The following is a 25,463-nucleotide window of genomic DNA, read 5'->3' as shown; positions in this document are numbered from 1 at the left end:
CGCGGTCAGCTTGCCCGAATTCGGGCTGTAGGGGCGGCAGAATCGCGAGCGTGTTGCTGGTCCTCCTCGTCATGGCGCTCGCCGCCCTCGCGGCGCTCGCCACGGGCGGACGCTTAGGGCGGCTGGCCGACCACGCCCTGACCGGCCTGCACTGGCTGGCCGCAGCCGCCATCGGCCAACTCCTGGGCTCCCTCTTCGGCGGTACGGCGTACCCCGTAGGCCTGATCGGCTCCGCGGTCTGCATCGCAGTCTTCCTCCGCGAGAACCTCCGCCAGCCCGGCGTAGGTCTACTTGCCCTGGGCTTCTTCTCCAACGCCGCCGTAGTAGCCCTGAACGGCGCCATGCCCGTCTCAGCCGCCGCCCTGACCCGAGCAGGCCTGTCTCCTCAGGTCGCCGGCCCTCGCCACGAACTCGTCACCGCCACAACCACGTGGCCCTGGCTGGGCGACGTCGTACCGGTAGCCCTCCCCGGCCTAGGCCAAGCCGTCAGCCCCGGCGACATCCTGATAGCCGCCGGCGCAGGCCTGTTGCTCTACACCGGCATTGGCGGCTCCGGCCGAGTAGCCACCGACGTGGCCCCCGCCTGGGACGACCTGGAACCCTCAAGAGCGAACCCAGCCATCCGGATCCGCCGTCGTTCAGAACCGGAATCCCCGCCCGATCACCCGACGAAGTGAATCCACCACCACCGGGTCATACTCTGCCCCGATCCCCAACCCGATCGACTCCATAGCCTTGTCCGGCGACTGCCCGCCGCCCTCCCCCACCAACTGCTCATAAGCCAACGCCACATTCACAATCCCGCTCTCCACCGGAATCTCAGCGTTGTTGGCCCGCCCATGCCGATAAGGATCATTGGAGTGCCGCACAATCTCCGCCACATGATCCAGCACCCCCGACCGCTCAATAACGGACGCCCCAATCTCCGCCGCCCGCTGCCGCTCCTCCCGCGTCCGCAACAACGACGCCCCACCCGGCGACGGATCCGCCAACGCCAACTGCCCCACCCCAGACAACAAAGCGGCGTACTCCAACGCCTCCATCCGAGCAGGTATCAGGCCGAGGTCGTTGCCCATCGCCACCGCCAACTGCGCCGTCCGCGCGTTCTGACCTGGACTGCTGAAGCCGGCGATCTCAGTACTGCGCGCCATCGACCGCACGGTGGTCCGATAGGTCCGCTGAGCCGAAGCGAACCGCCGAAACGCGAACTGCGTCAGCAACAACGGCACGATCACCAGTGGCACCGCCCACAAGCCGATCAGCGACGCCCCGGCCGCAAGGAGGATGCCCCCGAGCCCCATCGCCATCCCGATCTGACCCATCACGACCAGCTCGTCGCGTAGCGCTGCAGGGAAGGGCCGGTTGTAGGCCTCGGTGATCTGTCCGGCTCCGACGAGCGCGTCCACTACTCCGGCGGTCAGCACAGCCAAGAACATTCCAGCGACCAGCGGAACGGCCTGCGTCCAGCGGCCGTTCCAGACGAATCCATCCGGGATGACAGCCCAGAAGGCCGTCGCCGCACAGGCCACCGAGATCACCCGCCGGCTCGACACGACCAGATCCCACGACAGGCCTGCGATCGCTCGGGGCGCGATTCCGGCCAGCGTCGCGATCCAGGTCACCGCGACGACCTGCGCGACATCCGGCGGCAGACCAACGTCCGTCCCGCGCAGCAGGGCGTAGGCCAATGAGGCGCTGGTGGCGATCGGGGCTCGGTTGCGGCTGCGGTCCACCTTGAACTGGACCATCTCGCCCGCAGCGATCAGCAGCCCGAACGTCAGCGCGAACGGCCACTCGGTGAGACCGTGCTGGCCGGTGATGAACAGGGCGGCAACACCGAGCACACAGCCGGCGATCACGATGACCGCGCCGCTGCCCAGTCGCTTGTCCTGTGAATCACGGTCGGTCATGAACGTCATTCAGGTCCCGCCGCAGAGCCCGCTGCGCCACCACTACTGCCGAGGCTCAGGTCGTCATGGTCGATACTCACTGCCGCGCTCCCGTCCGGTGCCGGCTGATCGGCAGCGGCAGCCTGCCAGCCCTGGGCACGAATCACCTGCACGAACACGTCCACAAGCTGGGGATCGAAATGCGTGTAGCGATCCTCGAGCAGGATGGCGAGTGTCTCCTCCACCCCGCGCGCCGGCCGATACGAACGCGTCGAGGTCAAACTGTCGAATGCGTCGACGATGCCGATGATGCGCGCGAAGTACGGGATGTTGGTTCCGCTCAGCCCCGCCGGATAGCCGGTCCCGTCGTACTTCTCGTGATGGTGAAGAACTGCCGACTTCACTTCTTCCAGAAATGGGATATTTCCGATCAACTCGACACCGCGGGCCGGATGGAGCCGGATCGCATCCATCTCGGCGTCGTCGAGGCGGCCGGGCTTACGAATGATCCTCGTCGGGACGCCGACCTTGCCGACATCGTGCAGCAGCCCTGCGTGCTCCAGCGCCTGCTGGCGGTCCTCAGGGAGCCTCAGCCGCCGGCCGACCATGCCGACACCGGCGCTGACCCGCTCCGAATGCCCGCGGGTGTACAGGTCCTTGGTCTCGATGACCTGGATGAATGCACGCATGGTGGCCGCCTGGGCATCCTTCTCCGCCTCGTACTGGGACAACGCCCAGCGGGCCAGGGCGACCAGGACCAGGAACGCGGCAAACGGCCCGAGCCCCCCGAGCCACGGCACGGCGAGGAGCAGGCCGACACAGCTGTAACCCAGCATCGGCACGAACGTTGGCGCCACAACCCGGACGATGAAGTCCAGGGGCCGCGACTTGCCCTCGCTCCAGATCATCAGACAGACAAGCGCCGCGTTCACCACTTGATGAGCGATGGCAGCACCCAGGCTCGCGACGATCACCCGCGGCATCGAGTCGAGCGCGGCGGCACCGAACGGTGCGCCGACGAGGGTGTAGACCAGACTGCCTGCGGCTGCGGCCGGAACGCGCTGCGCAAAGGCGAAGATCTTGCGGATCACGGGGACCGGCGATCGAGCAGCGGCGACGTACCCGAACACCGAGGCGACGATCGCGGCCCACGGGCCGGCGAGCACATACACCGCGGTGAGAACGACAGAGTCCAGGGACATCCGGTCGTCGCGAGTCAACCCGAACTTGAAGAAGCCGGCGGCCAGCATGATCAGACACAGCCCCGCCAGCAGGCCGAAGTCGTCGATATGCCGTAGCGCCAGGACCATCAGGAACAAGGCAAGCGCTGCGATACTGGAGACGACCAAGCGAACCACTGTGGTTCTCATGGGCCACCTCGCCTGCGCATGCCCATCAGTATGCCGTCACCACAGCCAAGATGCAGTAGCCGCAATCGGTCGCCCGCGTAAACCTCTCAGCGCGACGTCACCACTCCCACGTGTCAGCACCAAACATGATCCACCTCCGATCAGCGGTCGCGGTCTTACTCATCGCGATTACGAGGAGTAGGGGGGCTAGACAGCACATCGCTGACTCAACTGAATTTTGCTCGCACCGGCTGCGCCGAAACACTGTAAGCCAGACCGTGACCCGATGCCGGACACGATCAAGTCTGCGTGGTATGAGAGACTGTGACTCTTTGCAGTTGTTTCTAGGAGGCTTTGAAATGGGCAAGACCGGCCGCAAGCGTCGTGCGCGCAAGAAGAAGGGCGCGAACCACGGTAAGCGCCCCAACGCCTGACCCCAGGCGACTACGCAAAGCGAGGACCCCGGCCCCAAGCCGGGGTCTTTGCAATTTGGTCACAACGCAGGCCAGACCACCTTTCACAGAGGTCCTGTATTCGGAGCGTCTCCACACGCATACCGAAAGCGATCATCAAACGCCTGTTGGGCTATTCTTTTGCACGAATTCGTGCGAGAACCTAAGGCGCCCGGGCCGACCCCGAAGAGGCCCCTCGGAGAGCCCCTCGGCGACCCGGGTGTGGATAACTCCAGCGAACCGTCGGCGGAGCCTCCTATTGTTAGCCCCGGACCACCCGCCCTGGCCGTCACCCAGGAGTGGGCTGATTGCAGGAGGGAGGTTGGGTCAGCTGACCGGCGAGAGCTTGAGTGATCTGCTACGCAAGTACCGGGGACGCGCCGGACTGACCCAGGCCGCACTTGCGGCCAAGGCCGGATTGAGCGACCAGGCCATCAGCGTCCTGGAACGCGGCACCCGCACCCGCCCACGCATCGACACCGTCCGCGCCATCATCCAGGTACTGGGTCTGGACCAATCCGAATCAGACCACTTCCTGGCCGTTGCACGAGGCAAGAGTCTGCCCGCTGAACCCGAGCCGGCTCTGGGCACCAACACGGCACCGACGCCTTGGCAACTGCCACCAGCCGTACCGGACTTCACCGGCCGATCCGCCCAGATCGACACAATTCTGGATGCTCTGCGCGTCACCAACGGCACGCCACGTACGTCGGTCGGCCTGGTGGCCGTGACCGGTATGGGCGGAATCGGCAAGACCACGCTCGCGGTCCAGGCCGCCAGCAGACTGGTCGAGAGCTACCCGGACGGCCACCTTTACCTCAACCTCCGCGGATACGGCCCTGGACGTGCGATCTCGACCGCAGATGCGGTGCGCCAGCTCCTGCGCTCCCTCGGCGCGGACCAACGGCTCGTTCCGGACGACGTCGATGAGGCCGCCGGCCTACTGCGATCGCATCTGGCCGGCAAACGCGTCCTGCTCGTCCTTGACAACGCCGCGGACGTGTCCCACGTCACGCCGTTGCTACCAGGCAGCCCTGGCTCCGCGGCGATCATCACCAGCCGCGGTTCCCTGACCAACCTGCCCGGCGCTCGCCAGGTCCGGCTCGACGGGCTGTCGCAGTCGGAATCGGTCGACCTCCTGTCTGGCATCGTCGGCCATGCACGTATCGCTGCCGAGCCCGCGGCAGCCGATGCATTGGCATCCTTAGCCGGCCGGCTCCCCCTTGCCGTCCGGCTGATCGGCGCACGCCTCGCCGCCCGACCCAGCTGGACGATCCAGCACCTCGTCGACCTCCTCGCCGACGAAGACCACAAACTCGACACCCTTGGTTCCGACGAAACCGGCGTCCGCGCCAACATCACCAGCTCCGTCGAGTTCCTCCGAACCAGCGACCGCCCCCTGGACCGCGAGGCCGCGGAAGCGTTGCCCCTGCTCAGCATCCCCGATGGCCCCGACCTGCTCGTCGCGGTCGCAGCCGCCGTCCTCGAAGTACCGGCGCGCGCGGCCACCGCGATCCTCGAACGTCTGGCTGACGTAAACCTGCTGGAATCCGTCGCCCCCGAGCGCTATCGCTTCCACGACCTGATCCGCTTCTACGGTAGGGAGCTCGCCGAGGAGAAGCTCACCACGTCCGATCGAACGGAAGCATTGGAACGGCTGCTGCGCTTCTACATCGGCTGCGCCTGGCAATGCCAAGCGCTGACACACCCGGACAATCCACGGCTGGCGCTGGCCAGTGTTCCACTACAGACCTTCCCTGCACTGAGCGAGAGACGTTCCGCCCTCCAGTGGTTCGACGCTGAGCAACGCAATCTGATGGAGCGATTCGCCCAGCTGTCGCGCCTGTTCACGGGCTCGGCCCTCCTGCCCGAGCTGGCGCTGGCGCTGTTCGGGGAACATGAGACGCGCCGTCGTTGGGTGGAAATGCAAGAGATGGCGCAGGGCGCGGTCGAAGCGGCCGCCGACCTCGGCCTGCCCCTGATGGCCGCCTGGCTGCAGCACGACCAGGCGATTCCAACGGTCGAGAACGGACAGCTTGAAGCAGCGGTGCCCCAGCTCTCCAGGGCACTGGCCATGTTCCAGGACGCGAGCGATCTAACTGGCCAGTCAAGGTGCAGCTCTGCGCTGAGCTACGTATTCGCGAGCCTCAGCCGCGTCAACGAGGCTCTGGAGCTCGGCGAACAGTCCATGAAGCTCAGCGAGATGCTCGGCGACGCGGTGCTGGAGGGTGTCGCGCACACGGCACTGGGCGTGCTTTATAACCAGTCCGGTGATTTCGTACGCGCGACGTCAGAATTCGACCGGGCCATCCAGCTCGCCGAGTCAGCGGGCCAGTGGCACTCGGGTTTCAAACGCCGGCTCAGCGCGAGCGTTTCGCACCTGCGAGTCGGACGTCACGACGACGTCCTGGGCTATCTCGGGGACGCTTTCGTACCGGAGTTCGACGACGAGGCGGCGTGGGTCGAGCGCAACCACATCCTCGCGCTGGCCCACGCTGCCAAGGGCACCTATCCGAAGGCACAGCAGCATGTCGAGGTCGGCCTGCATCTCGCCCAGCAAATCGGCAATGCCAGACGCGAGGGAGATCTTCTGTTTCGTCTGGCCGAACTGCAGGCCGTCCAGGGCGACCGCTCCAGCGCGGTCGCGAGCGCTGAGGCAGCGGCAGGCGTACTTGCCCGCATCTCGCCACCTCGCGCCGAGCTCGCCGAGCGCCTGATCGACCGTCTGCGATCGGATCACTCCTTCGCTTACGGTTCCATCTCCTATCCGCGCTTCGCGTTTCGTGCCGACGAGAGCGATCCGAAGGGAGGTGGGTCCGCTGAGTGAGGAGAGCTTGAGCGATCTGTTGCGCAGGTACCGGGGACGGGCTGGGCTGACCCAGGCTGCGCTTGCGGCCAAGGCCGGATTGAGCGACCAGGCGATCAGCGTCCTGGAACGCGGCACCCGCCGCCGTCCTCGGATCGACACCATCCGTGCCCTCATCAAGGTGCTTCGCCTGGACAAAGCCGAAGCCGCGGAGTTCCTGGCCGTTGCGCGGGGCAAGAGTCAGTCGGCCGAAGCTCAGGAGCCTGAGGCCGCGTCTGGCGCCGAGGCTTTGCCGATGCCTTGGCAGTTGCCACCTGCGGTCTCCGATTTCACCGGGCGGACTGCTCAGATCGAGGCGATCCTCGATGTATTGCGGGTTCCGGACGGCGTACCTAGCACCTCGGTCGGTCTGGTCGCGGTGACCGGTATGGGTGGGATCGGGAAGACCACCTTGGCCGTCCAGGCCGCTCACAAGCTCGTCGACAGTTATCCCGACGGCCACCTCTATCTCAATCTCCGCGGCTACGGGCCTGGCAAGCCGGTGTCGAGTGCCGATGCGCTGCGGCAGCTGCTGCGTTCCCTGGGGACCGAGCCGCAGCTCATCCCCGATGAGGTCGAGGAGGCTGCAGGGCTCCTGCGCTCGCAGCTGGCTGGTCGGCGTGTGTTGCTGTTCCTCGACAACGCTGCTGATGCCGCGCACGTGATGCCGTTGCTGCCAGGCAACCCGGGGTCGGCGGCAATCATCACCAGCCGCGGGTCGTTGGCTCCGCTGCCAGGTGCACGGCAGGTGCGGCTCGACGCCTTGTCGCAGTCGGAGTCGGTCGAGTTGCTGTCGGGCGTGATCGGCCAAACACGTATTGCTGCAGAGCCTGAGGCAGCTGAGACCTTGGCGTCGTTCACCGGTCGTCTGCCACTGGCCGTTCGGCTGATCGGCGGTCGTCTCGCGGCGCGCCCGAGCTGGCCGATCCAGCACCTTGTTGCGCTCCTCGAGGACGAGGACCGCCGCCTCGACACTCTCGGATCCGACGAGACCGGCGTACGGGCCAACATCGCGAGCTCCGTCGACTTCCTGCAGAACAGCGACCGGACTCTCGATCGCGAAGCAGCAGGAGCCCTGCCGCTGCTGAGTATCCCGGACGGGGCCGACCTGCTGACCAGCGTCGCGGCGCACCTACTCGACGTACCGGCGAGGAAGGCCAATGCGATCCTCGAGCGGCTCGCCGACCTCAACCTGATGGAATCCGTCGCGCCCGACCGCTACCGGTTCCATGACCTGATTCGCGCCTACGGCCGCGAGCTCGCCGACGAGACGCTGTCCGAATCGGCGTCCAACGCGGGCCTGGAGCGGCTGCTGCGCTTCTACATCGGCTGTGCTTGGCAGTGCCAGACGCTGACGCACACGTCCAGCCCTCGGATCCCGCTCGCCAGTGTCCCGCCGCTGCGGATCCCCGCGCTGGCCACTCGCCATTCAGCGCTCCAATGGTTCGACGCCGAGCTGCGCAATCTCATGGACCGCTTCGCCCAGGCCACGACAGTCCTGGCGGGCTCCACTCTGTTGCCCGAGCTGGCCCTCGCCATGTTCGGGTATCACGAGTCGCGCCGGCGCTGGATGGAGATGGAGGAGATGGCTCGTGGAGCGGTCGAGCTGGCGACGAAGCTCGATCTGCCGCTGACGGCGGCCTGGCTGCAGCACGATCACGCCATTCCGACCGTCGAGAACGGACGACTCGAGGCGGCCATTCCCGACCTGTCGAAGGCGCTGACGATGTTCCAGGATGCCGGCGATCTGACCGGGCAGTCGCGGTGCTGCTCATCGCTGACCTACGCCCTCGCGGGCGTCGGCCGCATCGAGGAGGCGCTCGAGTACGGCAAGTTGTCGTTGGAGCTCAGCGAGAAGATCGGCGACCTGGTCCTGGAGGGTGTCGCCCACACGGCCCTGGGTGTTCTCTACAACCGGGTTGGCGATCGTGTCCACGCGGACCTGAACTTCGATCGCGGCATCGAGCTTGCCCGACAAGTCGGAGACATCCGTTCGGTCTACAAGCGCAACGCGAACGCCGCGTTCTCGCATCTCGTGGCCGGTCGCTGGGAGGACGCCCAGAAGTACAACTGGGAGGCCGACCGTATTGCGGAAGAGACCGGCGACGACGTCAATCGCACCGAGTCGCATCAGACCCGCACACTCATCTTCGCCGCGCAGGGCAAGTATGCGGAGGCTATTCACGAGGCCGAGCTGGGAATCCATTTCGCCCGGCGATCTGCCGACGCCATTCGCGAAGGGCGGCTTTACCTGGAAATGGCCCGGGTCCAGGCAGCGGCAGGTGACCGCACGGCCGCCATTCTCAATGCAGCCCAGGCGGTCAGCAAGCTCGCCCGGATCTCGCCGGTGCATGAGCAATACGCCAGGCAGTTGCTGGAGCAATTGCGGCGCGGTGACCCCTACACCTACTCGTTCACCGATCACGCCATCTGAACCGGTCCACGGGAGCGGTTCAGTCGGTGGTGATGATGGTTGTCTCTACCTGGATCTGGGTGAGGCGGAGGAGGATTTTCTGGCGGAGGGCATCGGGGGCGTGGTCGGAGCCGCAGGAGCGGTGGACCAGTTTCTTGATGCAGCGTTCGAGGTCGTACTCGTCGAGGCAGGGGGCGCATTCCTCGAGGTGCTGACGGATCTCCTCGGTGCTGGCGCCTTCGATCTCGTTGTCGATGAAGACGTAGACCCGCTGGAGGATCTCGTTGCAGTCGACGTCGTGGTCCTCGCCGCAGCTCACGACTCCTCCTTCTTCGCGGTCGCTTCGTCGTCCGTGGCGGCGATCAGGCCGCGGTCGCGGGCGTAGTCGGCCAGCAGTTCGCGCAGCTGGCGCCGGCCACGGTGCAGGCGTGACATCACGGTGCCGACCGGCGTACCCATGATGTCGGCGATCTCCTTGTAGGCAAAGCCCTCGACGTCGGCGAGGTAGACGGCCAGCCGGAAGTCCTCGGGGATCGACTGCAGCGCCGACTTCACGTCGGAGTCGGGCAGGTGCTCGAGCGCGACCGCCTCGGCCGACTTCAGGCCGCCGGGGGTGTGGGACTCGGCGGCGGTGAGCTGCCAGTCCTCGATCTCCTCGGTCGGTGACTGTGTGGGCTGGCGCTGCCGCTTGCGGTAGCCGTTGATGAACGTGTTGGTCAGGATCCGGTACAGCCACGCCTTCAGGTTGGTGCCGGGCGTGAACTGGTGGAACGAGCTGTACGCCTTCGCGAAGGTGTCCTGGACCAGGTCCTCGGCGTCGGCCGGATTCCGGGTCATCCGCATCGCGGCGGCGTACATCTGGTCGAGGAACGGCAGCGCCTCGCGCTCGAAGCGCGCGGTCCGCTGCTCGGGTGTCTCGGTGGTGGTCGGTGTCGGCATCGTGATCGAGAATACCGGGGCCAACCTAGTGCTCTGTCCAGTCTTCCGCGCCGGAGCCACCGTCGTTGCCGTCATGCTCATCACAACAAGCCCTGGTACGGCGTAATTCCCGGCTAGCGGGCGACCACTATCCGGACACTTCCCGGACGACCCACTCGAACACAGCTTCGACCAGAAGGTCGTAGGACTCGTCCTGGCTGAGCTCGGCCTTCTTCGGCACCTTGAAGGAGTGGTCGGCATCCGGGACCACGGCCATCTCGGTCAGCGGCGGAAACTCGTCCGGCGTACCAAACGTGTCCCGCTCCCCCTGTACGACGAACGTCGGCAGCCCAGCGCCCTGCAACTCGGCCACCCGCGACTTCTCCGGCTTGCCCGGAGCGTGCAGCGGAAAAGCCAACGCCAGTACGCCGGATGCCCCGAGACTGCTCGCGGTTCGGCAGGCCACCCGCGCACCCGCACTCCGGCCACCGATCACCAGCGGCGTACGGATCCGCAACTGCCCGACGATCGCGATCCACGCCTCGTCGAGGATCTTCGGCGCCGGCGCAAGCTTCTTCCCGGCCCGCCGCCACGGCTGCTCGATCAGAAACACGTTGATGTCCTGCTTCGGCAACCGCGCCGCCAGCGCCGCCAGATCAGGCGCCTCGATCCCCCCACCGGCCCCATGACCGAGCGCCAGCGTCGCCACCGGCCGCCGAGCCCGGTGCGCCACGATCCGCGCTTCCCCGTGCGGCGTCCCCACAATCCGTTCGTCGGTCACCCGCCCCATCCTGTCATCCGCACCCACGAACCCCGACCTCCACCGCGCGGGTCGCCCACCTTGAGCCCCGATCAACCATCCGCGGGCCAACAACGTGGTCGATGCGAGCCCAAGGCGACTCCCGCCGAAGAACCTTGAGCACGGATCAACCATCCCCGCGGGCAGATCGTGGTCGAGCGGTGCCCAAGGTGATGGGAGTGCCGCGAGTGGGATCACCGTGCAGCGGGCAACCGCCGGCCGAGCTGCGCTCCCGGCTGGCCGACCATCGGCGTACCGACGAACGGGTAGTAGTGGGCCACCCACTATCGGTGGCAGGCGTGCGGGTCGCCCGGATGAGGCATGCGGAGCGACCAGTACTCGATCTTCGGCACGCCCTGGGCAGAGCGCGGGCGTCTGCGGCCGACCGCATTCCCGCGGCATTCACTCGCCGCCGCCATTTGATGGGTGAACCCATCCGGTTGTGGGTTCCCCAGCCGCATGCGGGTCCAGAACCCACCAACTCGTGGGTGAACCCATCAGGCGCGCACGGAGTGCAAGGAGCGCACGCCCAGCGCGATGAGCGAGATCTTGTGCGCGGTCAGCGGCGACGGGGCCGGCGGTGTGCTCGCGGGCGGCACGGCGCGGTAGGCACGCGAGCGGCGGCGGGTACGGCGCGGTGGCGCGCGGGCGGCGGCTGGTACGGCGCGGCGGTGAGTGCCGAGGTCTCGGATGTGGGCGTGCGGCAGGCGACTAGCGCGGGAACTGGTACGGCCTGATGGTTACCTCCGCCAGCCCACCCTCGCCGGGGGGGCTGGGGTTAGAAGAGCGTTGTGCCGTCTTCGCCGCCGACTGGCGGGGAGCCGTCTGGTGGGAGGGGGTCTAGGAGGTGGGGGCCGTTGTTGCGGACGGAGCCTACGGCGGTGGAGACGGCGTAGGCCTCGAGGCGGCCGGGGGCGGCTGGGACGAGTAGGCCGAGGAGGTCGTCGGGGTCGGACGACAGCGGGTCCAGCCAGGCGTCGTACCGGTCGCGCTCGACGAGTAGGGGCATGCGGTCGTGGATGCGGCCTAGGTCGTCGGTGGCGGAGGTGGTGAGGACTGTGCAGGTCCAGAGCCAGGCTTCGTCGGACTCGGCGTCGGCGACCGATTTGTCGCGCCAGATCTCGTAGAGGCCGGCCATGGCGAGGATGCCGCCGTCGGCGGGGTGGATGAAGTAGGGCTGCTTGACGGGCTTGCCGTCCTTCTTCTCCTCGGCCGTGTACCACTCGTAATAGCCGTCGGCGGGGAGGATGCAGCGGCGGGTGGCGAAGGCCTTTTTGAAGGCGGGTTTCTCGGCCACCGTCTCCATCCGGGCGTTGATCAGCCGGGAGGCGATCGAGGTGTCCTTGGCCCAGGACGGCACCAGCCCCCACTTGACCGTGGTGAGCTTGCGGATCGTCTCGTCGGGGACCTCGCGGTTCTTCCGCTCGACGACCGCGATCACCTCGTTGGTCGGGGCGACGTTGTAGTTCGGCTCGGCCTCCTGGACCGATTCGCGCACGTTACCCACCTCGATCTCGAACTCCTCGACGAGATCGGACGGGTTCCGGCTGGACGCATACCTACCGCACATACAACGCAGCCTAACGAGCCGCCCCGACACTTTCGGCCGTACGACGCTCAGGACGCGGTGAGCCGGTCTCTGAGCTGTGCAAGGTAGAGGGAGCTCGGGTCCAGTCCGAGCTCGTTGGTCCCATCCTCGTAGCCCTTCGTGTGGGTGTACCAGTTCTCTCCGGTGACGATGCCCTGCGTGCCGATGGCGAAGTTCTGGGCGGTCGGCGGAGCCTGCACGCACAACTGCCGGCCGGAGTCGACGGTGCAGTTCCAGGCCACGCTGTTCACCGAGGACCAGCCGTGCCCGTCTCCCTTGTCCCCGCGATTGTGCAGGCCCAAAGCCCAGAGGTTGTCGCTCTGGTTCGACAGCTCCTTGATGTTGTCGTACAGGAGTCCTTGGCTCCACCGGTGGTGGCCGCCGCTCTCGTTGCGCCCGTTCACGCTGGATCCGTTGAGCCACACGTTGCCCGAGCAGGTCGTCGTTCCGGTGGCGATGAAGGCGTGCCGTGCGTCGTTCGCCTCCAAGTCCCGGAAGAGGATCTGCTGGGCATCTCCAGCGGCGCAGAAGCTGTACCGTTTTCCCCCGACGACCCTGGAGCGGGGTTCCATCGCCCGTGCCCCCTGAACGGTGACCCGCGTACTGCGCTGCACCCACACGGCGGATTTCGAGAAGTGCAGCAGGGAGGCGTCCTTGACCCACACATCCTCGGCGCGGGAGATGACGATGCAGCTCTCCGGGTGGGTCTCGTCGTAGGGGCCCTGGTGGGCCATGTCGATGCGGAGGTTCTCGATGCCGACGTTGCGCACGAGCCCCGTCTGGTCCCAGGCGTAGACGTAGGACTTGGACAGCGAGTGCCGGAGATCGTTGAAGACCGGGGCGCAGATGACGATGTCGTTGCCGTCGATCTCCTGGATGTACCGGTTGTACATGATCGGGTACTTCCCGGCCTCCCAGCTCGGCTTGTCCTTGACGCCCCCATTGTTGATCGCGTCGCGCCAGGTCGGGGTGTCCGGATGGACGATAATGATGTTGTCGCCGACCTTGAGGTTGGCCGTCGATCCCACCGTGAGCCGGCGTTGCCCCGCCTTGACCAGGGTGGAGGTGACGTCGGTCCGGGGGCCGGCTAGCTCCGCAGAGTCCCAGTCACCGGCTGCACCGTCGACCCAGAGAACCGTGTTCCTGACCCCAGCCGTACCGGTGATGACCGTGTTGGCCGACGGGTCCTCCCACTGGCCCTCGCCCCGCAGTACGACGCCGGAGCGCTTCATCTTGAGCACGCCGCCGACGGGGTAGTTCCCGGCCTTGAGGAGCAGCGCACCCCTGAACCCATTGGCATCAGGCTTCCTGGCGCCAACGTCGTCGAGCGCAGCCTGAATGCGGGCGGTGCTGTCTGTTTCGCCTTTGATCGGACCGATCTTCGTGACGACCGGGACGTCAGGCAGTTTCTCCGCGCCGTTGCGGTAGCCGGCCCAACTGAAGTCCGGGATCACCTTGCCGCGCCCATCCGGCGCGTAGACAAGCCGGCCGTCGGCACCTGGCTTGACCAGCTCATTGGTCCAGCTGTCCGCCCGCGCTTCGCCTGGCAGCAGTGTCACGCCGGCCAGGGAAGCGACCCCGGCCCCACCGCCGATCTTGAGCAGGTTGCGGCGAGAAATCGATTCGGACACGGCAGGTTCCCCCCAGGCGGACTGTCAGTTCAGTACGAGCCTACGGCGGCAGGAGGTCGTGCCGACGGCAACAAGCGACGGGGGATCGCTCACCCCGTGATGAGCGATCCGCCGCCGGCCTGATGCGCCCGGGCGCCCCCCTGTTGGCGCCCGGACGCGAGTCCTATGGGCGGGCCAGTTCGTCGAGTACTCGCTCGGCCATGGCTTCCGAACCGGGGAGTCCCTCGATCCAGACGCGGGCCAGTTGCGGTACGTCGGTGTCCAGCCGCCACTGGGTGATCAGGGCTCGTACCGTCTCGACCTGGTCCGGCAGGTTCTTGTCGCGGCCGACGAGCGCCGCCGCGCGGCGTGAGCCGACGCGGCCCAGTACGTCACCGCCGCAGAACACGATCCGCAGGCACTCCGCGACGTCGACGAGGCGGAGTTCGCGCTCGAACGGCGAGGTGCCCGGGGGATTGAGCGGCTCGACAACCACCAGTGCGTGGGTCTGCGGTACGGAAGTTCCACGGAACTCCGCCTCTCGGTAGAGCTCTCCCAGGCGGGACCGCAGGTGCGCCAGGCTGGACAGCCCGGTCAGCGGGTCCTCGCAGGACAGCGTGTGGAGATAGATCAGCGAGGCCTCGGCCCAGCTCGAACTGAGTGCGCGTACCGCGGCGAAAGCCGGCTCGCCCCCGGCGATCGAGCGGTACAGCGCACTCAGCCCATCAAGTGCCTCGAGCAGTGAGACTCCGTCGGCCGCCAGACGGCGTCCGACCTCGTCACTCGCAGGCACGACATCGGCACCGTCGTGCAACGCCTCGGCAATCGCGAGATAGGCGCTGTGGTCGGTACCTGAACCCCCGTGATACCCCCCGTGCTTTTTCGCTCCGTGCGGGTCCCTCCTCCCGAGCGGTGCACCTGATGACCCCAGATCAGGGGACGACGCTCCCGGCGTACTCCGGGCGGGCGACCCCGCCAGGTTGAGGGACTTCGGCGGGCGCAGGTCGAACCGTCGGCGGATGTCCGCGAACAGTGACATGGCCCTCCTCGAGGCGTCCCTTCAGTCTCCCGACCGGGTGGCCGGAAGCGTCGTTCCAGGGATGAGACAGCCGGGCGGGAACTTCATGACGCGGATTCGCAAAACTTTTTTCGCGTAACTTCCCCGCTGGTCATCTCGTCAGGAAAGGGGCAGAGTTCCGGGTCAGAAACAGGTGCGTCGAGGCGTCCCACGTGGGAGCCTTGTCTCCGGCAACGATGTGACAGACGGTGACAACGTGAGTCAGTAGAGTGAGAGCACGGGGAGATCGATGGAGACGCCGGAAGGGCCGAGCGACGGCGAGCTGATAGCGCGCGTCCGCAACGGCGACCTGGAGGCGTACGGCGAGCTGTTCGGCCGGCACCACCATGCGGCCGAGCGGATGGCGCGGCAGCTGGTACCGGCCGGGGACGCCGACGACCTGGCCAGTGACGCGTTCGCCAAGGTCCTGGACGCGCTGCGCGGCGGCGGTGGCCCGGACATCTCTTTCCGCGCCTACCTGCTCACGACAGTACGGCGGGTGCACGTCGACCGGATCCGGTCCGGCAAGAAGGTGCAGACGACCGACGACATCGCGGCGTACGAGCGGGAACCGGAGACCTTCGACGACCCGACTGTCACCGGTTTCGAGAGCGGTGCGGCGGCCAAGGCGTTCGCCAGCCTGCCGGAGCGTTGGCAGGCAGTGCTGTGGCACACCGAGGTCGAGGGTGAGAAGCCGGCCGCTATCGCTCCCCTGCTCGGGCTGACCGCCAATGGCGTGTCCGCACTGGCGTACCGGGCGCGTGAGGGTCTCCGGCAGGCCTATCTGCAGCAGCACCTGGCGGATGTGGCCGGGGACCGTTGCCGCTGGACCACTGAGCGCCTGGGTGCCTATGTGCGCGGCGGACTGACCAAGCGGGAGAACCGCAACGTCCGCGAGCACCTGGACGACTGCGCCAAGTGCACCGCGGTCTACCTCGAGCTGGTCGAGGTCAACAGCGCTCTGCCGGCACTGCTCGCCCCCGCACTGCTCGGTACGGCGGGTCTCGGCTACCTGGCCGCTGCGTCCGGCACGAAGATCGGACTGGTCGGTTTCTTCGTCACCGCGTGGCGCAAGGCCACCGAGAACAGCACCCGGACCGCAGTCGGTGCCGGTGCGGTCGTCGTCGTCGCAGTGGCTGCGATCGTCGCGGCCATGGCGCTGACCGGCAACGACACTCCCCCGGCCGCGATCAACAAGCCGCCGGTGTCGGCGCCGACGCAGCCCCCGGCGAAGCCACCGACTGTGCCCCCGGCCAAGCCGCCGACGCAGCCACCGCCGGTGAAGCCGACGACTGCGCCGACCACGGCACCCACAACGGCTCCGACAACAGCCCCGACCACTGCGCCGACGACGCCGACGCCAACCACGCCGACGCCGACTCCGCCCACACCGACGACACCTGTGCTTGACGAAGGCCTGCTGACGATCACCATGCCGCCGACGCCGCGCAGCGGAGGTAGCGCACCAGCTGAGGCGGCCGGCGGCATGACCTTCATCATCACGATCAAGGCGCCGGCGGCTAACAAGGAGCCGGTGGTGATCGGTCTCAAGTACGGCAAGTCGCTGTCCTGGCCCCTCACCGGCAACCCGCGCGGCTGGACCTGCAACAAGGCCACGGGCGACTGTACGGCGACCAACTCCGCCAAGCCGGAGCCGATGACTGTGTCGTTCGCGACGCCGACCGGTGGTTCGGTCGCGGACCGCACCTTCACGGTGTCCGCCAAGACAGGCCGGTTCTACGACGACGACTCGCGGACGCTGGAAGCCCCGCCGCGCACCGACGAGAACCTGCTGAAGATCACCAAGGGTCCGAACGACGTAGATGTCCACCACCGGGTGCTGACGGTGGCTCCGGGCCTCGACCGTCCGTCTGTGACGCTGAAGATCACCTATGGCTCGAGCCTGCAGTGGCCGATCGCCAAGAACCCGCTGGGCTGGAAGTGCTCCGCCAGCACCAAGACCTGTACGTCGCTCACACCGCTCAAGCCCGTGCCGCTGCGTGCCGTCTTCAACGTGCCCGAAGGCGGTTCGCCGAGCGCCCGGACGTACACGGTGAGTGCCACGGCCGGACTGGTCAGTGACGTCGATTCCGAGACCCTCCCGGGGATTCGGAACGACGAATCGCTGCTGCAGATCCTCACGCCGTCACCGCACGACGACCCGAACCCGTTCGTCTACAACCGGTTCCTGAAGGTCAACGGCGTCACCGACCGCCGGGTGACCCTGGACATCTCCTGGGGCCGCAACTTGTCGTTCCTGAGCGCGCTGGACCACGGCTGGACGTGCTCCCGGTCGACCGACGTACGGCGTGCGACCTGCTGGACCGACAACTACCGCAAGGCGTTCAACTCGGAGTGGAGTGCCTGGCCCGGCAAGGGCACGGCGAACACCGTCACCGTGCACGCCCGGGTCGGCGGCCGCGAGGACACCGACTCCGTACAGATCCCGCCGGCAAGTGGCAGTCGCTGAAAACTGATTGCCCTGTTGGCCTATCCTGGTTGTTGTTCGCGCTGACGGAACCAAGTAGCGCCGTACGCCACGTCCGAGAGAGCCGCCGGTAGCTGTGAAGGCGGCACGTGGAGCGGTCGCGAAGACACTCCCGAGCGAATGCACGGCAAGAGGCCAGGGCTGGTTTCGCTACCGGCTCTGGTGAAGGTGTGGTGGCACCGCGAGATTCCCCTTCGCCCACACCTCCGGGGTTCGAGTACAGACCTGGAGGTGAAACAGTGATGCGAATTCTCAACCAAGAGATCCCCTCAGCAGTAGGCCAGACCGTGACGGTGGCCGGCTGGGTGCACCGAAGACGACGGCTGGCGGCCGTCAGTTTCCTGATCCTGCGCGACCGGTCCGGCCTCAGCCAGATCGTCGTGAAGGAGGCGGAAACCCAAGCCCAGCTGGACGAACTCGGCGAGGAGACCGTGGTTCAGGTGACCGGCACGGTCGCCGCGAACCCACAGGCACCCGGTGGTGCGGAGCTGGTCGACCCGGTGATCGAGCCGCTCACCGAGCCGGCCGTGACTCCGCCGATCGAGCTGTGGCGACCCACAGTCGGAGCCGGACTGCCCGTCGTACTGGACAACGCACCGGTGGCGCTACGGCACCCTGCGGTGCGGGCGGGCTGGGAGATCGCGGCAGCGGCGCTGCACGGTTTCCGGAGCGCTCTGGACAGTCAGGGCTTCACGGAGATCCAGACACCGAAGATCGTCGGTACGGCGACCGAGTCCGGAGCCAACGTGTTCGCGCTGGACTACTTCGGCGGACCGGCGTACCTGGCGCAGTCACCGCAGTTCTACAAGCAGACGATGGTGGGGGTGTTCGAACGCGTCTACGAGGTCGGACCGGTCTTCCGGGCCGAGCCACACGACACTGTGCGGCACCTGGCCGAGTACGTGTCGCTCGACGCGGAGTTCGGGTTCATCCAGGACCACCGCGACGTTCTCGCCGTACTGCGCTCTGTCCTGTCCACCATGCTGTCGTCGGTGGGCGAGCGGGCGTCGGCCGCGCTGGAGCGGCTCGGAGTCGAGCTACCGGAGATCCCTTCGGAGGTCCCGGTCTTGCACTTCTCCGAAGCACTCAAGCTGGCCGGTGCGAACCCGGACGAGCCGGACCTCGCACCGGCCGACGAGCGTGCAATTGGCGAGTGGGCGCTGCGGGAACACGGCAGCGCTTTCGTCGCTGTGGAGGGCTATCCGATGGTGAAGCGGCCGTTCTATACCCACTCACAGCCGTCTGACCCACGCTGGTCGAACTCCTTCGACCTGCTGTTCCGCGGCGTCGAGCTGGTCACCGGCGGCCAACGCCTACACCGCTACAGCGACTACGAGGCCGCACTGGCAGCTCGTGGTGAGTCGGCGGACGCACCGGCGTACAGCTCGTACCTGCAGGCGTTCAAACACGGCATGCCGCCGCACGGCGGTTTCGCCATCGGTCTCGAGCGCTTCGTCGCGCGCCTGACCGGAGCCGAGAACATCCGCCAGGTCACGCTGTTCCCGCGCGACCTCCACCGGCTGACACCGTAGATGGACACCACCGAGTCAGTCGTCGCCGAACTAAACGTTGCCCTGGGCACCGATTATCAGCTGGTGCGGCGACTGACCGGTGGTCTCCAGTCGGGCGCCTTCGAACTGACCGGTGGCGCGGTCCTCAAGTGGACCGACAATCCGGACTGGGCGCCACGCGTCCACCGTGCGGCCGATCTGGTCCGTCGGGCCCGCGCCGTCGGCTACCCGACACCGGAGTGGCTGGCGGTCGGCACTACCGCGGCCGGCTCGCCGTACCAGCTGCAGGCGTTCGTCACCGGTACGCCGGTCCGAGACGGGGCTCTGGTCGACGAGTCGATCGCGCGGCAGCTGATCGCGGCCTGTGAGCTCCAGCGCGACCTGGTGCCCGACGACGTGGTGAACTGGTCGGGCTACGTGCATGGCGTGGTGTTCGAGGGCTGGGACGGCCTGTGGGAGCGGGTGCGCGAGTACGGCGGTGAGCCGGCCGACCTGATCGAACGGTACGGCGTGCTGTGCCGTCCGTACCGGGATCATCCGCTGCCCGCCGATGACCTGGTGCACGGTGATCTCAACATCGGCAATCTGCTGGTCGCGGACGGACTGCTGACCGGCATCATCGACTTCGAGGCTGCCGGGTCGGGATCACGTGCGTACGACCTTGTCTCGCTGGCGGCGTCGGCTGCGCGCGACGGTGCGCCGGACGGGATCGACGAGTTGTTCGTGGAAGCCGCGCTACGCGCAGGTGGGCGGGCAGCGGTGGCGGTGTGTGCGGCGTCGATCTACGCGAGTGTTGCTGAGTTCGCCCACGGGCGGGCGGTGGTGATGGAGGAGCTGGTGGCTGCCGGGGCGCGGCGCGTGCTCGAGTTGATCGATGCATGATGGGCGCATGCTGAGTGAGGTTGAGCAGAGAGTCCTGGCGGCTGTTGACGACGAGCGGGTGGTTGCGGAGCTGCGGGAGTTGGTGCGGATTCCTAGTGTGGACGGGACTCCGGCTGAGGGTGAGGTCCAGGCCTGGTGTGCGGAGCGCTTGCGGGCACTGGGGCTGACTGTCGATCACTGGGAGATCGATCTGCCGGCTCTGACTGCTGACCCGGCGTTTCCGGGGTGGGAGGTTGAGCGGGAGCGCGCGTGGGGTTGTGTGGGCGTGCTGGGCGGGGACGGTACGCCGGGACTGATCTTCAACGGGCATGTGGATGTCGTACCGCCGGGTGACCTCGCGCAGTGGCCGGACCGGGATCCGTTCTCGGCGCGGGTCGAGGACGGCGTGATGTGGGGCCGCGGCACCTGTGACATGAAGGGTGGCGTTGCGGCCTTCCTTGGTGCGGTGGCGGCGATTGTTGCGGCCGGTGTGGAGCTGCGGAAGCCGTTGGCCGTGCACACCGTGTTCGGTGAAGAGGACGGTGGCGCGGGCGCGTTCGCGACGCTCCAGCGCGGGCACACCGGTGAGGCGTGTCTGATTGCTGAGCCGACGGCCGGTGCGGTGATCCCGGCCAACGCCGGCTCGCTCACCTTCCGGCTGGAGGTCCCAGGGCTCGCGACCCACGGCTCGACTCGCTCCCGTGGTGTCAGTGCGATTGAGAAGTTCACCGTGCTGCAGAGCGCGTTGCAGGCGCTAGAGGCGGAGCGGAACCGCGACCCGCACCCGCTGCTCGTCCACCTCGACCTGGCGAACCCACTGTCGGTCGGCACCATCCAGGCCGGTGACTGGGCCAGCACCGTGCCCGACCTGCTCATCGCAGAGGGCCGGTACGGCGTGCGTCTGGGCGAGTCCGTCGAGTCCGCGCGAGCGGCTTTCGAGGCAGCGATCGCGGAGTCCTGCGCCAAGGACGACTGGCTACGCGACCACCCGGTCACGGTCACCTGGCCCGGAGGCGAATTCGCCTCCGGTCTGCTCCCCGACAACGACCCCCTGCTCCCCGACACCCTCCAAGCAGCCACCGACGCCGGCGGTACAACGCCGCCCGTCAACGGCGCGCCGTACGGCTCAGACCTCCGCCAGTACGCGGCGGCCGGCATCCCCACGCTCCAGTACGGCCCAGGCGACGTGCGCTACGCCCACGCGGCGGATGAGCACGTCCGCCTCTCCGAAGTGCTCCACACCGCACGTGCCTACGCCCTCCTCGCCCTCCGTCGTTGCGCCTGAATGGTAGAAACGCACCATGCAGCCGTTGCGCGGGCGTTCGGAGGAGCTTGGGCGACTGCTCGAGGCTCTGCGAGAGGCTGAGCACGGTACGGCGTCGCTGGCGGTTGTGAGCGGGGAGCCGGGGCTCGGGAAGTCGGCGTTGCTGGCTGCGGCGGTTGAGCAGGCGGAGCGGCAGGGGTTTCTGGTCGCGCAGGCGACTGCGCAGCAGACGGATGACATCAGCCCGCTCTCGTCACTCGCTCCGGCGCTGCGAGCTGGCCGCGAGCCGCTCATCGACACCGAGCACTTCATGGAACTGGCGGCGCTCAACACGCAACCCCTCTGGCTGGCTGAGCGGTTGGCCGCCTTCGTCGGTCGCCGGTTGGACGGGGTCAAGGCGCTGGTCGTTCTGGACGACGCCCAGTGGTCTGACCCGCTGACGGCCTTCTCCCTACGCGTCCTTATCGCCCGGCTCGCCAGCCACCAACTGCTGTGGCTGATCGCCACCCGACCGGCTCCTGGCGGTGTGGCCGACCAGCTGGTCAATGCGGTTCAGACGCAGGTCCCCGTGCACACCATCGAGCTAGGTCCGCTCAGTGCAGAGGCGATCCAGGACATCGCGAAGGACCGACTCAACCGTCCCGTCGAGTCAGGCCTCGCCCTCCAGCTCGCTGGGGTCCAGGGCAGCCCGTTCCTGGCCGAGCAACTGATCGCCGGCCTCTATCTCGACAACACCACGCCAGGCGCTCCCGGCCTTGAGCACACAGCGCCAGGCGCTTCGAGCCTCGGCAGCGCCGCAGCGGGCACCCCAGCGAGCGTTACCCCGGTGGGCCCGCTCCTCACGGCTCCTGCCTCAACCGGACCGCTGCCGCCCGGGCTGGTTGAAGGGGTTCGGCGCCGCAGCACGGGGCTCTCGGAGAATGCTCGAACGCTGGTCCGGACGGCGGCGGTGTTCGGCAGCGAGTTCCGGCTTGAGGATGTTGCTGCGCTGATGTCCGAGCCGGTGGCCAAGTTGGCGACCGCGCTGGATGAGGCGATTCACGCCGGCCTACTGACCGACGCCGGTTCGGCACTGCGGTTCCAGCACGAGCTCCTGCGCTCGGCGACGCTGGCCGACGTACCGCCGTCCGCTCAGCGGGCTCTGCATGGCGCCATCGCCGCACAGCTGATCGCAGCCGGCCGTGGCGCGGCTGTCGCGGCACCGCATGTGCTGGCGGTCGCGCAGCCCGGTGACACCGCGGCTGTCAGCACGCTGCGGCAGGCCGCGCAGGAGCTGATCGCGACCATGTCCACCACGGCAGCCGAAGTGATCCAGCATGCGTTCGAGCTGACCGCGGTTGACGACCCCCTGCGCGCCGAAGTCGGTGTCGACGTCGTCGCCGTCCTGCTCGCCGCCTACCAGTACGACCGAGCCGCCGCCTTCGCCGACGACCTGCTCAGCGGTACGGCGCTCTACCACGGACCGGTGACCCCGGATCTGCGCGCGACCGTCCGGCTGCATCTGGCACCACGCCAGTGGGTCACCGGCCGTCTGCAGCGGCAAGACCTCTTCGCCCCGGGTGCAGCACCGCACTTGACCGAGCGCCTCACCGCCTACCGCACTTTGCTCGCACCGGACGAAGTGGCACCGACGGAATTGCTCCCCCGCCTGACCGACCCGGTGGCCCGCGCGATCGTCCACACAGCCGCAGCCGAAGCTGCGAGGGCAGCGGGCCGTTACGCCACCGCTCGCGACTACTACGTCAAGGCTCGCGAGACACCGTCAGACCTGGGCAGTCTCCCGGACACCGTGCTCGAGGTCGGTGAGCTCTACTGCCGCGCCGAGGCCGACGAACTCCCCGCAGCGCTGCAGCGCAGTCGTGAGCTCATGACCGCCGGTGATTGGCAGACCGCGGCCCATCTGAGTGTTCTGCATGCCCGCCTCGAGTACGCGGCCGGCAACCTCGACCTGGCCGAGAAGGAGGCCAAGGCCGGTCTCTGGTGGATGAAGGACCTCCACGACACCGCACTGGTCCCGGCCTCCCATCAAGTGCTCGCTCTGATCGCGCTGCTGCGGAACCAGCCCACCAAAGCCCGCGAGCTCGCTGGAACCGACAGCACCATCAACGCGCTGCTGGCACTCGCCGATGGCGACGACAAGGCGGTCACCCGGCTGCGCGACGTACCGCATGAGTTTCCGGAGCGGATCGACGTACTGGTGCGGGCTGACGCAGAAGACCTGCTGGCTGCTCAGGTCGCCGTCAGCCCGTCAGTTGCCGCGCTGGGCGCACACGAGCTGGTCGCTGCAGGCAACGACCTGAAGCGGCTCGCTGCGGCCACAGAGCAGCTTCGAACCACAGGCAGACCGCTACTGCGAGCACTGGCCGCCGACCGCTACGGCCGGGCCGAGCTGGAGAGCGGTGACCGCGCAACCGGAGTTGCCACGCTGGAAGAGGCACTGGACACGCTCACCAAGCTGGGCGCCACCGCACCGGCAGGGCGGATCCAGGCGGTGCTCCAGGCGGCCGGCGTACGGCGTCGTCGGTGGGCCGCCGTCCCGGCTCGGGCCGAGGCCGGGTGGGAGGCCCTCACTCCGATGGAGCGCCGAGTCGCACTCCTGGTCGCGGAGGGGCACACCAACCGGTCAGCGGCCGAGGAGCTGGTCATCTCGGCCAGCACCGTCGGTACGCATCTGCGGTCGGTCTTCGGCAAGCTAGAGGTGAACTCGCGGGTCCAGCTGACCCGTCTGGTGCTGGAAAGGTTCGCCCCTCCCCCGAACGCATGAGTTTTGGGTGCACCGGCACCCCAGCAGGCCTCATGCACTCCCCAGAAGTTCAGTTGATCGGTCGATCCGGCGGAGCGGCGGTCCGCGGCAATCTTCAGGTCATCACCTACTGAACTTCCTGAAGGAGTGCGAGACAGATGACCGACAAGACTCCCACCGTCGTCCTGGTGCACGGAGCGTTCGCCGAGAACGCGTCCTGGACCGGCGTGATCGCCGAGCTCACCAGCCGCGGCATCCCGGCGGTGGCACTGTCCAACGAGCTGCACGGCGTCGCGTACGACGCCGGCCGGATCGCCGCCCAGGTTCGGGAGATCGACGGCCCGGTCGTCCTGGTCGGGCACTCGTACGGCGGCGCGGTGATCACCAACGTGGCGAACGCCGCCGACAACGTGACCGCCCTCGTGTACGTCGCCGCCTTCGTCCCGGACGAGGGCGAGAGCCTGCAGGACCTGCTCGGTAGCTTCCCCGCCAACGACTTCGCCGCCGGACTGGTCCCCCACCAGCTGCCGACCGGTGACGGTGCCGAGGAGACCTTCCTGAGCATCGACCAGGCCAAGTTCCACGACCTGTTCGCGGCCGACGTCGCGGACGCCGAGCTGCTCGGCCGGACGCAGCGTCCGATCGCCGCCGCGGCCTTCGCGGAGAAGTCCGGTCCGGCCAGCTGGACCCGGCTGCCCGTCTACCAGCTGATCGCCACCGGCGACCAGGCCATCCACCCGGAGGGCCAGCGGACCATGGCGGCCCGCGCCAAGGCCACCACGATCGAGGTCGACGGCTCGCACGCAGTCGCCGTCTCGCAGCCCAAGGCTGTCGCCGCCTTCATCGCGACCGCAGTCGAGGGTGGTGCGAACTGATGAAGCTCCTGCGCCTCACCGCCGCCGTCGCAACCGTCCTGCTGGCAGTCACCGGAGCCACCACGGCCGCTGCGACTCACAAGCCGAAGCCCAAGCCCACCATCGTCCTCGTGCACGGAGCGTTCGCCGACGGCGGTAGCTGGTCGGAGGTGACCAAGAAGCTCCAGCGGGACGGCTACACGGTCGTCTCCCCCGCCGTACCGCTCCGAAGCGTCGCCACGGACACCGAGTACCTCAACGGGGTCCTGGCTGGCATCCCTGGGCCGAAGGTCCTCGTCGGACACTCGTACGGCGGTGCTGTGATCACCGAGCTCGCCGGGGCGGCCGACGTGAAGTCGCTGGTCTACGTGGCGGCGTTCATCCCGCAGGCCGGTGAGACGATCGGCGCTCTGAACGCGCAGTACCCCGGTAGCGAGATCGGACCGGACACCACGAACGTCATCAGCTACCCAGGTGGGGCGGACCTGGTGATGAAGCCGGATGCGTTCCGGTGGGTCTTCGCCGCCGACCTGCCCAGCCGCCAGGCCGCCGTACTCGCCTCGTCGCAGCGTCCGGTGTCCGCCTCGGTCTTCACCGAGGAGATCAAGACCAGCGCCCCGGCCGGCCTCCCCAAGTACGCCGTGATCCCGGGCAAGGACCGTGCGATCCCCCCGGCGGGTGAGCGGTTCATGGCCGAGCGGGCGGACGCCACGATCGTCGACGCACCTGGCGCCTCGCACCTGGTGATGCTCTCCGAGCCGAGCCTGGTCACCCGCACCATCGAGCAGGCCGCTCGCTGAGTCACCTGTCGGCCGGGCCACC

Annotated in this window: 19 protein-coding genes; 11 read left to right on the top strand and 8 right to left on the bottom strand. The window is 67.7% G+C overall.

Annotated elements, in window-relative coordinates:
• The first annotated feature begins 50 nt into the window (after positions 1 to 50).
• On the top strand, positions 51 to 677 hold the full coding sequence (locus ABD231_RS01120) for a DUF5317 domain-containing protein (RefSeq protein WP_344144138.1): 627 nt from the start codon (positions 51 to 53) through the stop codon (positions 675 to 677).
• Here ABD231_RS01120 and ABD231_RS01115 read toward each other — a convergent pair.
• Both ABD231_RS01115 and ABD231_RS01110 read right to left on the bottom strand, forming a co-directional pair.
• Positions 639 to 1,910 carry an HD-GYP domain-containing protein gene (locus ABD231_RS01115; RefSeq protein ID WP_344144136.1) on the bottom strand — a complete coding sequence of 424 codons (1,272 nt, stop codon included), beginning with the start codon at positions 1,908 to 1,910 and terminating at the stop codon, positions 639 to 641. The two genes, ABD231_RS01120 and ABD231_RS01115, sit on opposite strands and share 39 nt — an antisense overlap.
• 5 nt (positions 1,911 to 1,915) lie before the next feature.
• Positions 1,916 to 3,259: an HD-GYP domain-containing protein gene (locus tag ABD231_RS01110; protein WP_344144134.1), complete on the bottom strand. Its 1,344-nt coding sequence runs from the start codon at positions 3,257 to 3,259 to the stop codon at positions 1,916 to 1,918.
• A gap of 338 nt (positions 3,260 to 3,597) precedes the next feature.
• Between ABD231_RS01110 and ABD231_RS42115 the strand changes: the two genes are divergently transcribed.
• From ABD231_RS42115 to ABD231_RS01100, 3 genes are all read left to right on the top strand, one after another.
• On the top strand, positions 3,598 to 3,672 hold the full coding sequence (locus ABD231_RS42115; protein ID WP_369759046.1) for a 50S ribosomal protein bL37: 75 nt from the start codon (positions 3,598 to 3,600) through the stop codon (positions 3,670 to 3,672).
• A 340-nt stretch (positions 3,673 to 4,012) separates the two neighbouring features.
• Positions 4,013 to 6,517, top strand: coding sequence for a helix-turn-helix domain-containing protein (locus ABD231_RS01105; RefSeq protein WP_344144132.1), 2,505 nt, complete (start codon positions 4,013 to 4,015; stop codon positions 6,515 to 6,517).
• A gap of 7 nt (positions 6,518 to 6,524) precedes the next feature.
• Entirely contained in the window at positions 6,525 to 8,969 is a 2,445-nt protein-coding gene (locus ABD231_RS01100; RefSeq protein WP_344144129.1) for a helix-turn-helix domain-containing protein, read from the top strand.
• Positions 8,970 to 8,988: 19 nt separating this feature from the next.
• Here the strand turns inward: ABD231_RS01100 and rsrA are convergent, their stop codons facing one another.
• The 6 genes from rsrA to ABD231_RS01070 all read right to left on the bottom strand — a co-directional run bounded on the left by rsrA (position 8,989) and on the right by ABD231_RS01070 (position 14,902).
• On the bottom strand, positions 8,989 to 9,267 hold the full coding sequence (rsrA, locus tag ABD231_RS01095) for a mycothiol system anti-sigma-R factor (protein ID WP_344144127.1): 279 nt from the start codon (positions 9,265 to 9,267) through the stop codon (positions 8,989 to 8,991).
• Positions 9,264 to 9,887: a sigma-70 family RNA polymerase sigma factor gene (locus tag ABD231_RS01090; protein WP_344144125.1), complete on the bottom strand. Its 624-nt coding sequence runs from the start codon at positions 9,885 to 9,887 to the stop codon at positions 9,264 to 9,266. The genes rsrA and ABD231_RS01090 overlap by 4 nt, the downstream gene beginning before the upstream one ends.
• Before the next feature lie 127 nt (positions 9,888 to 10,014).
• Positions 10,015 to 10,656 (bottom strand): alpha/beta hydrolase family protein, encoded by a 642-nt coding sequence (locus ABD231_RS01085; RefSeq protein WP_344144122.1) that lies wholly within the window; start codon positions 10,654 to 10,656, stop codon positions 10,015 to 10,017.
• 787 nt (positions 10,657 to 11,443) lie between these two features.
• Positions 11,444 to 12,235 (bottom strand): SOS response-associated peptidase, encoded by a 792-nt coding sequence (locus ABD231_RS01080; protein WP_344144120.1) that lies wholly within the window; start codon positions 12,233 to 12,235, stop codon positions 11,444 to 11,446.
• A gap of 47 nt (positions 12,236 to 12,282) precedes the next feature.
• A complete protein-coding gene (locus tag ABD231_RS01075) occupies positions 12,283 to 13,884 on the bottom strand; it encodes a hypothetical protein (RefSeq protein ID WP_344144118.1) in 1,602 nt (533 codons plus the stop codon).
• Positions 13,885 to 14,047: 163 nt separating this feature from the next.
• The gene (locus ABD231_RS01070; RefSeq protein WP_344144115.1) at positions 14,048 to 14,902 is read right to left on the bottom strand and encodes a hypothetical protein; all 855 of its coding nucleotides are present in this window, start codon (positions 14,900 to 14,902) and stop codon (positions 14,048 to 14,050) included.
• 268 nt (positions 14,903 to 15,170) lie between these two features.
• Here ABD231_RS01070 and ABD231_RS01065 point away from each other — a divergent pair, with 268 nt between their 5' ends.
• The 7 genes from ABD231_RS01065 (at position 15,171) to ABD231_RS01035 (ending at position 25,441) form a co-directional block, all read left to right on the top strand.
• Positions 15,171 to 17,390, top strand: a complete 2,220-nt coding sequence (locus tag ABD231_RS01065; protein WP_344144113.1) for a sigma-70 family RNA polymerase sigma factor — start codon at positions 15,171 to 15,173, stop codon at positions 17,388 to 17,390.
• Between the two features lie 260 nt (positions 17,391 to 17,650).
• The gene (gene aspS / locus ABD231_RS01060) at positions 17,651 to 18,940 is read left to right on the top strand and encodes an aspartate--tRNA(Asn) ligase (protein ID WP_344144112.1); all 1,290 of its coding nucleotides are present in this window, start codon (positions 17,651 to 17,653) and stop codon (positions 18,938 to 18,940) included.
• The gene (locus ABD231_RS01055; protein WP_344144110.1) at positions 18,941 to 19,801 is read left to right on the top strand and encodes a phosphotransferase family protein; all 861 of its coding nucleotides are present in this window, start codon (positions 18,941 to 18,943) and stop codon (positions 19,799 to 19,801) included. It begins immediately after the preceding gene.
• Positions 19,802 to 19,808: 7 nt separating this feature from the next.
• Positions 19,809 to 21,065: an ArgE/DapE family deacylase gene (locus tag ABD231_RS01050; RefSeq protein WP_344144108.1), complete on the top strand. Its 1,257-nt coding sequence runs from the start codon at positions 19,809 to 19,811 to the stop codon at positions 21,063 to 21,065.
• Between the two features lie 16 nt (positions 21,066 to 21,081).
• A complete protein-coding gene (locus ABD231_RS01045) occupies positions 21,082 to 23,808 on the top strand; it encodes an ATP-binding protein (RefSeq protein WP_344144106.1) in 2,727 nt (908 codons plus the stop codon).
• A 137-nt stretch (positions 23,809 to 23,945) separates the two neighbouring features.
• Positions 23,946 to 24,662 carry an alpha/beta hydrolase gene (locus tag ABD231_RS01040; protein ID WP_344144103.1) on the top strand — a complete coding sequence of 239 codons (717 nt, stop codon included), beginning with the start codon at positions 23,946 to 23,948 and terminating at the stop codon, positions 24,660 to 24,662.
• A complete protein-coding gene (locus ABD231_RS01035; protein ID WP_344144100.1) occupies positions 24,662 to 25,441 on the top strand; it encodes an alpha/beta fold hydrolase in 780 nt (259 codons plus the stop codon). The genes ABD231_RS01040 and ABD231_RS01035 overlap by 1 nt, the downstream gene beginning before the upstream one ends.
• Positions 25,442 to 25,463 lie beyond the last annotated feature (22 nt).

Source organism: Kribbella yunnanensis (assembly GCF_039529655.1).
Taxonomy (GTDB): Bacteria; Actinomycetota; Actinomycetes; order Propionibacteriales; family Kribbellaceae; genus Kribbella; species Kribbella yunnanensis.
This window is presented reverse-complemented; position numbering and strand designations above follow the sequence as displayed.

Bases quoted from the DNA above. Each gene is read 5' to 3' on its own strand.
- ABD231_RS01115 (WP_344144136.1), bottom strand. From the start codon at position 1,910: ATGACCGACCGTGATTCACAGGACAAGCGACTGGGCAGCGGCGCGGTC.
- ABD231_RS01110 (WP_344144134.1), bottom strand. From the start codon at position 3,259: ATGAGAACCACAGTGGTTCGCTTGGTCGTCTCCAGTATCGCAGCGCTT.
- ABD231_RS01090 (WP_344144125.1), bottom strand. From the start codon at position 9,887: ATGCCGACACCGACCACCACCGAGACACCCGAGCAGCGGACCGCGCGC.
- ABD231_RS01085 (WP_344144122.1), bottom strand. From the start codon at position 10,656: ATGGGGCGGGTGACCGACGAACGGATTGTGGGGACGCCGCACGGGGAA.
- ABD231_RS01080 (WP_344144120.1), bottom strand. From the start codon at position 12,235: ATGTGCGGTAGGTATGCGTCCAGCCGGAACCCGTCCGATCTCGTCGAG.
- ABD231_RS01070 (WP_344144115.1), bottom strand. From the start codon at position 14,902: ATGTCACTGTTCGCGGACATCCGCCGACGGTTCGACCTGCGCCCGCCG.
- ABD231_RS01065 (WP_344144113.1), top strand. From the start codon at position 15,171: ATGGAGACGCCGGAAGGGCCGAGCGACGGCGAGCTGATAGCGCGCGTC.
- aspS (WP_344144112.1), top strand. From the start codon at position 17,651: ATGCGAATTCTCAACCAAGAGATCCCCTCAGCAGTAGGCCAGACCGTG.
- ABD231_RS01055 (WP_344144110.1), top strand. From the start codon at position 18,941: ATGGACACCACCGAGTCAGTCGTCGCCGAACTAAACGTTGCCCTGGGC.
- ABD231_RS01050 (WP_344144108.1), top strand. From the start codon at position 19,809: ATGCTGAGTGAGGTTGAGCAGAGAGTCCTGGCGGCTGTTGACGACGAG.
- ABD231_RS01045 (WP_344144106.1), top strand. From the start codon at position 21,082: ATGCAGCCGTTGCGCGGGCGTTCGGAGGAGCTTGGGCGACTGCTCGAG.
- ABD231_RS01040 (WP_344144103.1), top strand. From the start codon at position 23,946: ATGACCGACAAGACTCCCACCGTCGTCCTGGTGCACGGAGCGTTCGCC.
- ABD231_RS01035 (WP_344144100.1), top strand. From the start codon at position 24,662: ATGAAGCTCCTGCGCCTCACCGCCGCCGTCGCAACCGTCCTGCTGGCA.